This is a genomic window from Streptomyces luteolifulvus, assembly GCF_008806595.1.
GTDB lineage: Bacteria > Actinomycetota > Actinomycetes > Streptomycetales > Streptomycetaceae > Streptomyces > Streptomyces luteolifulvus.
Map to the genome: position 1 here is coordinate 327,909 of NZ_VZRB01000003.1, position 11,539 is coordinate 339,447.

Genomic DNA, 11,539 nt, shown 5'->3' on the forward strand with positions numbered 1-11,539 from the left:
CGACGGCCCCCGTAAAAGGTGGATCACCCACGACAGGGGGCACCACGGTGATGAGGTGTACGGGTGCGAGAGAATGGCGGCATGGAGATGCCGAGGAACGACAGGTCGCCGGAGAACCCCCAGATCCTGGTCGTGGGCCAGGACGGTATGGCTCTCGGCGGCACCGGAGACGAGGACTCCCGTGAAGTCCCGGTGACGGAGATGGTGGAACAGCCCGCCAAGGTCATGCGGATCGGCAGCATGATCAAGCAGCTCCTGGAGGAGGTGCGCGCGGCTCCTCTGGACGAGGCGAGCCGGGTCCGGCTCAAGGAGATCCACGCCAGCTCGGTCAAGGAGCTGGAGGACGGTCTGGCGCCGGAGCTGGTCGAGGAACTGGAGCGGCTCTCCCTGCCCTTCACCGACGAGGCGACCCCCAGCGACGCGGAACTGCGGATCGCGCAGGCCCAGTTGGTCGGCTGGCTGGAGGGTCTCTTCCACGGGATCCAGACCACCCTGTTCGCCCAGCAGATGGCCGCGCGTGCCCAGTTGGAGCAGATGCGCCGCGCCCTGCCGCCCGGCGTCGGCGGTCACGACGGCCTCGACGAACCGCGTTCGGGCGGCCGCACGGGCGGACCGTATCTGTAGGCGAGCGTCACCCACCGCAGGACAAGGGCCCGGCAGCCGTTGCTGCCGGGCCCTCTTACATCAGCGGGTCAGGCCGGATCCCCCGTGGAGATGTCGAACTGGATCTCCGGCGGGTTGTCCGGGTCGAAGTCCGTGCCCGCCTGCGGCGACTGGCGCATCACGGTGTCCTCGCCGTAGGTGTTCTCGTCCACCGGGTTCTTGTCGTAGGGCCATCCGGCGGCCTGGAGGCAGGCGAGGACCGAGGTCCAGTTCTTGAACGTGAAGTCCGGCATCTTCACCTTGTCGGGGTCGTTGTACGACTCCTGCGGCTCGGTGCACTCGGTCTTCTCGATCGTGCGCGAGGTGTCCGGCCCGCGGTGGCCCGCCACGGTGGCCGTGGACGCACTGGGGCTGCTGCCACCGCCGCCCTCCGGGTCGTCACCGCCGCCGTTCACCAGCAGGGCCGCGATCAGGCCGCCGACCGCTACCAGCGACACTACGATCGAACCGATGATCACCGGCTTGTTCCCCTTGCCGCCGCCCGTGGAGACAGCGGTCGCGGGCTGGGGTGTGAGGTTGTACGGCGGCGGGGTCGAGGGGACCTGCTGCGGCGCGTAGGCGGCCGGGCCGGGCGTCGCATAACCGCCCTGCTGCGGATAGCCGTACGCCGGGGAGGGCGTCGAGGGCTGCGGGGTGCTGTACGGGTTCGGGTTCGGGGCCGGCTGGTACGGCGTCTGCACGCCCCCCGTGGACGCCGGGGGCGCCTGGTCGACGGGCGGGAAGACGGCGGAGCCGACGCCGGCGCCGCTCGGAGTCGCCGCGCCCGGCACGATGTTCGGCGCGGCCGCCTGGAAGGAGCCGGCCACCCGCAGGCACTCGTCGCGCATGGCCTCGGCGCCCGGGAAGCGTTCGTTCGGGTTCTTCTTCAGGGCACGGGCGACCAGGGCGTCCACGGCCGGCGGCAGAGAGCGGTTGACCGCGGACGGCGCGACCGGCTCCTCCTGCACATGCGCGTAGGCGATGGCCAGCGGCGAGTCCGCGTCGAACGGCAGCCGCCCGGTGACCAGTTGGAACAGCATGATGCCGACCGAGTACAGATCGGAGCGGGCGTCCACGCCCCGGCCCAGCGCCTGTTCCGGGGAGAGGTACTGCGGGGTGCCGACGACCATGCCGGTCTGCGTCATCGAGGTGACGCCGGACTGCATGGCGCGCGCGATGCCGAAGTCCATCACCTTGACGACGCCGCGCTTGGTCATCATCACGTTGCCCGGCTTGATGTCCCGGTGGACCAGCCCCATCTCGTGACTGACCTCCAGGGCGGCCAGCACGTCCGCGGTGATCTTCAGCGCCTTGTCGGCGGGCATCGCGCCGTACTGGCGTACGTCCTCGTCGAGCACCGAGCCGAGCGGGCGGCCCTCGATGTACTCCATGACGATGTACGGCACCGGCATGCCGTCGCCCGCGCCGGAGCCGTCGGCCGGCGTGTCCTCGCCGGTGTCGAAGACGGAGACGATGTTCGTGTGGGTGAGCTTGGCCACTGCCTGGGCCTCGCGGCGGAAGCGCTCGCGGAAGGCCTGCTCCCGGCCCAGTTCGGTGAGGAGTGTCTTGATCGCGACCTGCCGGTCGAGCACGGAGTCGTAGGCGAGGTACACCGAGGCCATGCCGCCCTCGCCGAGCAAGTCACGCAGCTGATAACGGCCGCCGGCCAGCGACCGTCCCGCATACCGGCCCTGTGCGCCGTCCTGGCTCATGTTTCCGCGTCCCCCGTAGGCCTTCAGGCGCCGTGCCCGCCCTTGATCGAAAGTGCTATTCCCGGCCAAGTCTGCCGGAGGGCACCGACACGTCAAGCGCGGTGCCCGTTCCGTGACCGTACGCGAATGAAGCGTCGTGGAAGCGTTACAGGTGCCGTACGGCCGGTACACAGAATTTGCACGCCGGCACCTGGTACAGGTTTCATGACCGGCCGGTCTCGGGCCGGTCCCCGGGCTGATCCCGGACCGGCGGCTTGCGCGGAGGCTGTAGCGTGGCCGACGGAGACCGTAACAACACCGCGCGCACCGCGGGCAGAAACGACGGCGAGGACCGATGGCACAGCAGCAGCGCGCTCAGGGCCCGTCCGACCCCGAGGCGACTGGCGGCGGGATGTCAGATGCGCCCGAGACGTGGGGTAACGGCGGACTTGTGGGGGACGGCCGGTACCGGCTGACCCGCCGACTCGGCCGGGGCGGCATGGCGGAGGTCTTCGCGGCCGAGGACGTGCGCCTCGGACGCACCGTGGCGGTGAAACTGCTGCGCGCCGATCTCGCCGAGGACCCGGTCTCCAAGGCCCGCTTCACCCGCGAGGCACAGTCGGTGGCCGGCCTCAACCACCATGCGATCGTCGCCGTGTACGACTCCGGCGAGGACTTCGTGGGCGGCCAGTCGGTGCCGTACATCGTGATGGAGATCGTCGAGGGCCGCACCATCCGCGATCTGCTGCTCAACGCCGAGGCGCCCGGCCCCGAGCAGGCCCTGATCATCGTCTCCGGTGTGCTGGAGGCGCTCGCCTACTCGCACCAGCACGGCATCGTGCACCGCGACATCAAGCCGGCGAACGTCATCATCACCCACAACGGCGCGGTCAAGGTGATGGACTTCGGCATCGCCCGAGCCCTGCACGGCGCGTCCACGACGATGACGCAGACGGGCATGGTCATGGGCACCCCGCAGTACCTCTCCCCGGAGCAGGCGCTCGGCAAGGCCGTCGACCACCGCTCCGACCTGTACGCGACCGGCTGTCTCCTCTACGAACTGCTCGCGCTGCGCCCGCCGTTCACCGGCGAGACCCCGCTGTCGGTGGTCTACCAGCACGTCCAGGACATTCCGGTGCCCCCGTCGGAGACCTCGGACGGCGCGGCGCCGCCGGAGCTCGACGGGCTCGTCATGCGCTCCCTCGCCAAGGACCCCGACGACCGCTTCCAGACGGCCGAGGAGATGCGCGGACTGGTCCAGTACGGGCTGCAGATGCTGTACGACCAGGGCGGACACACCGGCACCTGGAACACCGGCCCGGTGCAGACGCACGACGGCCGGCACACCCCGGCCGCGGGCTTCGCCGGCACGACCGTGCTGCCGCACCCCGTGGGCGACTCCTCCGGCACCACGCAGATCCCGCAGCCGATCCTGCCTTCCGGGTACGGCGGTGGGGACGACGGCGGCTTCGAAGGGCACGGCAACCGGGGCAGCGGCCGCGGCAAGCTGTGGATCCTCGCCGTCCTCGCGGTGATCGCCATCGCCGCGGGCGTCGCGCTGGCGGTGAACAACACCGGCGACGGCACCGGCGGTTCGAAGACCACCAAGTCGCCGACCGCCACGAAGTCCGCCACGGACAAGGAGACCGAGGACAAGCCCACCGAGGAGGAGCCCGAGGAGCCCACCGCCACGTCCACCGACGACGGTACAGGGACGGGGACCGGCGGGGAGTGGCCGTCGCCCTCGTACTCGCAGTCGTACTCGCCGACCCCGAGCCACACCACCTCGCCGACCGGCGAGCCCTCGGGCGAACCGACCACCGCGGACCCGACGGGCGAGCCGACCACGGGCGAGCCCGAGCCGACCGGGGAGCCGACGGATCCGGTGGACGGCGGCACGGACAACGGCGGTACGTCGGCCGGGGGCGCAGGCCCCTGAGCGGGCGCCGGGCGACCGGCTCCGACCGACCCTCACGCGCGCGCGTGGCCCGGGAACGGGCTTCACGCGCGCGTGCGGCTGTTGTGACCCCGCTTCACGCCGTGAACGCGTCGCACACCGTGTCGTACTCCTGTGTCCACCACACGGCGAGTGCCGAGGCCGCCGGGAACTGGGAGTCCGCGCGGGTGTCGCCGCGCTCGTAGTGCCAGCGCAGCATCCAGAAGTCGTTGAGGCGCTCCCACCACACGCGGTGCACCGCGGCCGCGAGCTCGGAGGGTGTGGCACCGGCCGCGCGCCGGTACGCGTGCGCGTACGCCCGCACCTTCGGCAGGTCGAGGGTGCCGGCCGGGCGGACGAAGAAGATCGCGGCGGCCCGTACGGCCTCCTCCGCGCGGGGCTTCACACCGAGCCGGTCCCAGTCGACGATCGCGGCGGGCGCGTCCCCCTTGTAGAGCAGGTTGAACGGGTGGAAGTCCCCGTGCACCCAGCCCACCGAGCCGCCGCGCGGAGGCCGCCGGCCGGCGTGCTGCTCCAGGAGCGCGCGCCGTTCCAGCAGCCGGTGGCGGGCCAGCTCGTCGAAGGAGTCGGCGGGGCGGTGCCGGCGTACCCGGGCGAGCAGGTCGTCGATGAGGCCGAAGGTGTCGGCGGGGTCGGGGCTCTCGGCGGGCTCGGCGCGCGCCCGCCCGTGCGTCGGCATCACGCGCTCCAGGCTCGCGTGCACGACCCCCAGCAGCGCCCCCAGCCGGCTGCACTGCGCGGCGGTGAGCTGGCCGCCGTGGCGGTGCCGCCCGTCGATCCACGGGTGCAGGGCGTACGCGTGGCCGCCGACCACCGCCACCGTGCGCCCGTCGTGGCCGCTCAGCGGCGGCGCCACCGGGACGCCCAGGGCGGCCAGGCGCTGGGTGGCCCGGTGCTGCCGGGCGATCGCGGCCGGGTCGGCGGTCTCCGGGTCGAAGTGGTGCTTGAGGAAGTAGCGGCCGCGGGTCGTGCGGAGCCGGTAGCCCCGATTGAGCAGTCCCTGCTCCACGGGCTCGCAGGCGAGGGCGGAACCGGCGGCGTACTGGCGGAGGAGGGCGCCCAGCGGGGGCGTGTGATGCGAGGGGGGTGGTACACAAGGGCGCGGCACGCGCCAGATGCTAGGGCACAGGCCGAGCCCGTGAGCTGGGGGTTGTCACAGACAGTCATATTTGATCACGTCATGTGCTCGATGTGACGTTACAGGTCCAAGTGGACTCTTCCCGTGACCTGGGTCACCGGGATAACGTGCCGTTGTTCCGGCCCCCTGCAAGGCTGTGACCAGGAACTGTTCCCGATTTCGCGATTTACTTGGAAATCCAAGCAAAAACGCAGGTCAGGAGGGGTTTCACAGATATGTGGAGCTCTGGGTAACGTGCCTTCTGCAGGGCGCTCGCCGGGGCACCTGTCACGCCTGTTCCCGAACGAACCGCACCCACCCCGTGCGTCCGTGGGGCCAACAGGTGGAGCCGCACTGGCGCCCGGCGAACCCGGGTAGCCGGACCGACGGAGGAGCACACGTGACCGTGGAGAGCACTGCCGCGCGCACATCGCGACGCAGCGCCAGTACCAAAAGCACGGCCGGCAAGCGCACGACCGCGAAGAAGCCGCCGGGCACCGAGCCCGAGCTCGTGCAACTGCTGACGCCCGAAGGCAAGCGCGTGAAGAACGCGAGGAACTCGAAGAACGCCGAGTACGAGAGCTACGTCGCCGACATCACCCCCGACGAGCTGCGCGGTCTGTACCGCGACATGGTGCTCACCCGCCGTTTCGACGCCGAGGCCACCTCCTTGCAGCGCCAGGGCGAGCTGGGCCTGTGGGCCTCGCTGCTCGGCCAGGAGGCCGCCCAGATCGGCTCCGGCCGGGCCCTGCGCGACGACGACTACGTCTTCCCGACCTACCGCGAGCACGGCGTCGCCTGGTGCCGCGGGGTCGACCCGACCAACCTGCTCGGCATGTTCCGCGGTGTGAACAACGGCGGCTGGGACCCGAACGGCAACAACTTCCACCTCTACACGATCGTGATCGGCTCGCAGGCGCTGCACGCCACGGGCTATGCGATGGGCGTGGCCAAGGACGGCGCGGACAGCGCGGTGATCGCCTACTTCGGCGACGGCGCCTCCAGCCAGGGCGACGTGGCGGAGTCCTTCACCTTCTCCGCGGTCTACAACGCCCCGGTGGTGTTCTTCTGCCAGAACAACCAGTGGGCGATCTCCGAGCCGACCGAGAAGCAGACCCGTGTCCCGCTCTACCAGCGGGCGCAGGGCTACGGCTTCCCGGGCGTACGCGTGGACGGCAACGACGTGCTCGCCTGCCTCGCGGTCACCAAGTGGGCCCTGGAGCGCGCCCGCGGCGGCGAGGGCCCGACCCTGGTCGAGGCGTACACGTACCGCATGGGTGCCCACACCACCTCCGACGACCCGACCAAGTACCGGGCCGACGAGGAGCGCGAGGCCTGGGAGGCGAAGGACCCGATCCTGCGCCTTCGCCGGTACCTGGAGGACTCGAACCACGCGGACGAGTCGTTCTTCGCGGAACTCGAGGCCGAGAGCGAGGCGTTGGGCAGGCGAGTGCGCGAAGCGGTCCGTGCCATGCCGGACCCGGACCACTTCGCCATCTTCGAGAACGTGTACGCGGACGGGCATGCGCTCGTCGACGAGGAGCGCGCCCAGTTCGCCGCCTACCAGGCGTCGTTCGCGGACGTAGAGGGGGCCTGATCATGGCAGCGGAGAAGATGGCTGTGGCCAAGGCGATCAACGAGTCGCTGCGCCGCGCCCTGGATTCCGACCCCAAGGTCCTCATCATGGGCGAGGACGTGGGCAAGCTCGGCGGTGTCTTCCGGGTCACCGACGGCCTGCAGAAGGACTTCGGCGAGAGCCGGGTCATCGACACGCCCCTCGCCGAGTCGGGCATCGTCGGCACCGCGATCGGACTCGCCCTGCGCGGCTACCGCCCGGTCGTGGAGATCCAGTTCGACGGCTTCGTCTTCCCGGCGTACGACCAGATCGTCACGCAGCTCGCGAAGATGCACGCCCGCTCGCTGGGCAAGGTCAAGCTGCCGGTCGTCGTCCGCATCCCCTACGGCGGCGGCATCGGCGCGGTCGAGCACCACTCGGAGTCCCCGGAGGCCCTGTTCGCGCATGTGGCCGGCCTGAAGATCGTCTCCCCGTCGAACGCGTCCGACGCGTACTGGATGATGCAGCAGGCCATCCAGAGCGACGACCCGGTGATCTTCTTCGAGCCCAAGCGGCGCTACTGGGACAAGGCCGAGGTCAACACCGAGGCGATCCCCGGCCCGCTGCACAAGGCGCGGGTGGTCCGCGAGGGCACCGACCTCACCCTCGCCGCGTACGGCCCGATGGTGAAGCTCTGCCAGGAGGCCGCCGACGCGGCGGCCGAGGAGGGCAAGTCGCTGGAGGTCCTGGACCTGCGCTCGGTGTCCCCGCTGGACTTCGACTCCGTCCAGGCCTCGGTGGAGAAGACCCGCCGCCTGGTCGTGGTGCACGAGGCCCCGGTGTTCTTCGGCTCGGGCGCGGAGATCGCCGCCCGGATCACGGAACGCTGCTTCTACCACCTGGAGGCCCCGGTGCTGAGGGTCGGCGGCTATCACGCCCCGTACCCGCCGGCGCGTCTGGAGGAGGAGTACCTGCCGGGTCTGGACCGGGTGCTCGACGCCGTCGACCGTGCCCTGGCGTACTGAGGAGAAGGTCGTGACGACGATGACAGAAGCGTCCGTGCGCGAGTTCAGGATGCCCGACGTGGGCGAGGGACTCACCGAGGCCGAGATCCTCAAGTGGTACGTCCAGCCCGGCGACACAGTCACCGACGGCCAGGTCGTGTGCGAGGTCGAGACGGCCAAGGCGGCGGTGGAACTCCCCATCCCGTACGACGGTGTGGTCCGCGACCTGCACTTCCCCGAGGGCACCACGGTGGACGTGGGCACGCCGATCATCGCGGTGGATGTCGCGGGCGGGGGCGCCGCTCCCGCTCCTGCTCCCGCCGAGGCTCCGGCCGAGGCCCCCGCCCCGGCTCCGGCCGGGACGCAGCCCGAGGAGCCCGCGGCGTCCGAGGCGTCCGGCTCGGGCCGCCAGCCGGTGCTGGTCGGTTACGGCGTCGCCGCGTCCTCCACCAAGCGGCGCCCCCGCAAGGGGCCCGAGGTTCCCGTGCAGGAGGCGTCGGCGGCGATCCAGACCGAGGTGAACGGCCACGGTGCGGCGGCTGCGAAGCCGCGTCCCCTGGCCAAGCCGCCGGTGCGCAAGCTGGCCAAGGACCTCGGCGTCGACCTGACGACGGTGGTTCCGTCCGGCCCGGACGGCATCATCACCCGGGAGGACGTCCACGCGGCGGCGACGCCCGTGCCGATGCCCGAGCCCGTCCTCGCGGCTGTGGCGCCCGTCGCGCCGACGGCGCCGGTCGTCACGTACGACAGGGCCCGTGAGACCCGTGTCCCGGTCAAGGGTGTCCGCAAGGCGACGGCGGCGGCGATGGTCGGCTCGGCGTTCACCGCGCCGCACGTCACGGAGTTCGTGACGGTCGACGTGACCCGCACGCTGAAGCTGGTCGAGGAGCTCAAGCAGGACAAGGACATGCAGGGCGTGCGGGTCAACCCGCTCCTGCTGATCGCCAAGGCCCTGCTGGTCGCGATCAAGCGCAACCCGGACATCAACGCGTCCTGGGACGAGGCGAACCAGGAGATCGTGGTCAAGCACTACGTGAACCTGGGCATCGCGGCCGCGACGCCCCGCGGTCTGATCGTCCCGAACATCAAGGACGCGCACGACAAGACGCTGCCGCAGCTGGCCGAGGCACTGGGCGAGCTGGTCTCCACCGCGCGGGAGGGCAAGACGTCCCCCGCCGCCATGCAGGCCGGCACGGTGACGATCACCAACGTCGGCGTCTTCGGCGTCGACACCGGCACACCGATCCTCAACCCCGGTGAGTCCGCGATCCTCGCGGTCGGCGCGATCAAGCTCCAGCCGTGGGTTCACAAGGGCAAGGTGAAGCCGCGTCAGGTGACGACCCTGGCCCTGTCCTTCGACCACCGTCTGGTGGACGGCGAACTGGGCTCCAAGGTGCTGGCCGACGTGGCGGCGATCCTGGAGCAGCCGAAGAGGCTGATCACCTGGGCGTGAGATGACGCACACGAGGCCGGGGCCCACCGCGACGAGCGGTGGGCCCCGGCCGTGTACGGGAGTTCTCTCGGGTCAGTCGCGCTGGGCGCCCGCGGGCAGGGTGCGCAGCTGCATGGTGGTCGCCGTGCTGGTGCCGAAGGCGTAGTCCATCAGCTTGGCGGCGTCGGTGTAGCGGTACTGGTCGTTGAGGAGCACGCCGATGACCGTTTTGTCGCCCCTGGTCGCGGCGAAGACGAGGCAGGGGCCGGCCGGGGTGTTGGTGCCGGTCTTCACACCGATCGCGCCGCTGTAGGAGCCCAGCAGCTTGTTGGTGTTGTACCAGGTGTACGTGCGGGTCCCGCCGGTGCTCGTCGTCGCGTACTGCACGGTCTTCGTCTTCTTGACGATGCCGCGGAACGTCGAGTACTTCATAGCGCTGCGCGCGAGCTTCGCGAGGTCGCGCGGTGTCGTGTAGTTCGTGTTCTGCGTCGAGATGCCGTCGAACGAGTCGAAGTGGGTGTTCGTCAGATTGAGGGCCACGGCCTTGGAGTTCATCTTGCTGATGAACGACTTGGTACGGGCCGAGACGGTGGTGCCGGTGCCGAAGGTGTCCGCGAGCGCCATCGCGGCGTCGCAGCCGGACGGCAGCATCATCGCGTGCAGCAGCTGGCGGACGGTGACCTTGTCCCCGGTCTTCAGGTCCGCGGTGCTCGCGCCCTTGGCGGTGACGTAGTCCCGGTAGGCCTGCTTGATCGTGACCTTGCGGTCGAGGTTCAGGTCCGGGGTGCTCAGCACGACCCGGGCCGTCATGACCTTGGTGGTGCTCGCCATGGGCCGCTTGGTATCGGCGTACTTGCTGTAGAGCGTGGAACCCGTCGCGTTGTCGAGCATGAAGGCGCCCTTGGCGCTGACCGAGGGCGCGGTCGCCGCGTGAGCCGGCGCCGAGAGAACGCCGCCCGCCAGGACCGCGCCGGTGGTGGCGACGACGGCCGCGGTCCTGCGGAGACGTACACCCTGTATGACGGTTGTCACTATGAAAGCTCCGAATATGCGAAATGCCTGAGTCGCATCAGAGATGCGGAGGGGGGAGGCTCATAGAAGACCCATGAAGAGCGTCAAGGGATGTACGACGGACGGAAGAAATTCAAGCGTAAGGGGGGTGGCCACTGCAGTGGCCACCCCCCTTACGGGTGTGCGCTGTGTCAGCTGATCCTCGCGTAGCCGTAGTTGATGAGCTTCTTCACGTCCGCGGTGCGGTTGGCCGCCGAGGAGGCGGTGAGGACCGCACCCATGACCGACTCGCCGTTGACGGTGGCGGCGAAGACGAGGCAGTACTTGGCCTCGGTGCCGGAGCCGGTCTTGATGCCGAGCGTGCCGTTCCAGCCGAGCAGGGTGTTGGTGTTCTCCCAGGGAGTCATGGTGCGGGTGCTGCCGGTCTTGGTGATCGTCTTCGCCGTGTACTTCTTCGTCTTCACGACGGACCTGAACGTGGAGCTCTTCATCGTGCTGCGGGCGAGCAGCGTCAGGTCCTTCGCGGACGAGTAGTTGGAGCCGTTGCTGATGCCGTCGAACGAGTCGAAGTGCGTGTTCGTCATGCCGAGCTGCTGGGCCTTGGCGTTCATCTTGCCGATGAAGTTCTTGGTGCGCGCCGAGACCGTCGAGCCGGAACCGAACTTGTCGGCGAGGGTCATCGCGGCGTCGCAGCCGGACGGCAGCATCATCCCGTACAGCAGCTGACGGACCGTGACCTTGTCGCCGACGATCAAGTGGGCCGACGAGGGGTAGCCCTTGGCGACCATGTAGTCGCTGACCGCTTTCTTGATCGTGACCTTGGTGTCCAGGTTCAGGTTCGACTGCGCGAGCACGACCTTCGCGGTCATGATCTTTGTGGTGGACGCGGTGAGCCGATGGGTGTTCTCGGACTTCTTGAAGAGGGTCGCGCCGGTGGCACTGTTCATCAGGAACCCGCTCTTGGCGGTGATGGTGGGCGTGGTGACGGCCTGCGCCGGTGCCGCGGTGAGAGCCCCGGTGGCGAGCACTGCGCCGGTCGTGACGGCGACGGCTGCGGCTCTGCGGATACGGGTGCCCTTGATGCCGGTTATCAACTGAAATACCCCGATTTGGTCGAATGCCCCTGATGT

Annotated in this window: 9 protein-coding genes; 5 read left to right on the forward strand and 4 right to left on the reverse strand. The window is 69.9% G+C overall.

Going from position 1 to position 11,539, the window contains the following annotated elements; all coding sequences use genetic code 11:
• Positions 1 to 81 precede the first annotated feature (81 nt).
• Positions 82 to 624 carry a bacterial proteasome activator family protein gene (locus tag F7R91_RS06540; RefSeq protein WP_150945404.1) on the forward strand — a complete coding sequence of 181 codons (543 nt, stop codon included), beginning with the start codon at positions 82 to 84 and terminating at the stop codon, positions 622 to 624.
• A gap of 68 nt (positions 625 to 692) precedes the next feature.
• Here the strand turns inward: F7R91_RS06540 and F7R91_RS06545 are convergent, their stop codons facing one another.
• A complete protein-coding gene (locus F7R91_RS06545; protein WP_150945406.1) occupies positions 693 to 2,354 on the reverse strand; it encodes a protein kinase domain-containing protein in 1,662 nt (553 codons plus the stop codon).
• Positions 2,355 to 2,688: 334 nt separating this feature from the next.
• Between F7R91_RS06545 and F7R91_RS06550 the strand changes: the two genes are divergently transcribed.
• Positions 2,689 to 4,272 (forward strand): protein kinase domain-containing protein, encoded by a 1,584-nt coding sequence (locus F7R91_RS06550; protein WP_150945408.1) that lies wholly within the window; start codon positions 2,689 to 2,691, stop codon positions 4,270 to 4,272.
• Positions 4,273 to 4,366: 94 nt separating this feature from the next.
• Here F7R91_RS06550 and F7R91_RS06555 read toward each other — a convergent pair whose 3' ends face one another.
• Positions 4,367 to 5,398: a phosphotransferase gene (locus F7R91_RS06555; RefSeq protein ID WP_150945410.1), complete on the reverse strand. Its 1,032-nt coding sequence runs from the start codon at positions 5,396 to 5,398 to the stop codon at positions 4,367 to 4,369.
• 409 nt (positions 5,399 to 5,807) lie between these two features.
• Here F7R91_RS06555 and pdhA point away from each other — a divergent pair, with 409 nt between their 5' ends.
• Genes pdhA through F7R91_RS06570 form a run of 3 tightly spaced genes read left to right on the forward strand, consistent with a single transcriptional unit; the run spans position 5,808 to position 9,419 of the window.
• Positions 5,808 to 7,004 carry a pyruvate dehydrogenase (acetyl-transferring) E1 component subunit alpha gene (gene pdhA, locus F7R91_RS06560; RefSeq protein WP_150945412.1) on the forward strand — a complete coding sequence of 399 codons (1,197 nt, stop codon included), beginning with the start codon at positions 5,808 to 5,810 and terminating at the stop codon, positions 7,002 to 7,004.
• A 2-nt stretch (positions 7,005 to 7,006) separates the two neighbouring features.
• Positions 7,007 to 7,987 carry an alpha-ketoacid dehydrogenase subunit beta gene (locus tag F7R91_RS06565; RefSeq protein WP_150945414.1) on the forward strand — a complete coding sequence of 327 codons (981 nt, stop codon included), beginning with the start codon at positions 7,007 to 7,009 and terminating at the stop codon, positions 7,985 to 7,987.
• A 10-nt stretch (positions 7,988 to 7,997) separates the two neighbouring features.
• Complete coding sequence (locus tag F7R91_RS06570; RefSeq protein WP_150945416.1) at positions 7,998 to 9,419, forward strand: dihydrolipoamide acetyltransferase family protein; 1,422 nt, start codon at positions 7,998 to 8,000, stop codon at positions 9,417 to 9,419.
• 72 nt (positions 9,420 to 9,491) lie between these two features.
• Here the strand turns inward: F7R91_RS06570 and F7R91_RS06575 are convergent, their stop codons facing one another.
• Positions 9,492 to 10,430, reverse strand: a complete 939-nt coding sequence (locus F7R91_RS06575; protein ID WP_150945418.1) for a D-alanyl-D-alanine carboxypeptidase family protein — start codon at positions 10,428 to 10,430, stop codon at positions 9,492 to 9,494.
• Positions 10,431 to 10,600: 170 nt separating this feature from the next.
• Positions 10,601 to 11,503, reverse strand: a complete 903-nt coding sequence (locus F7R91_RS06580; RefSeq protein ID WP_150945420.1) for a D-alanyl-D-alanine carboxypeptidase family protein — start codon at positions 11,501 to 11,503, stop codon at positions 10,601 to 10,603.
• Between the last annotated feature and the right edge of the window lie 36 nt (positions 11,504 to 11,539).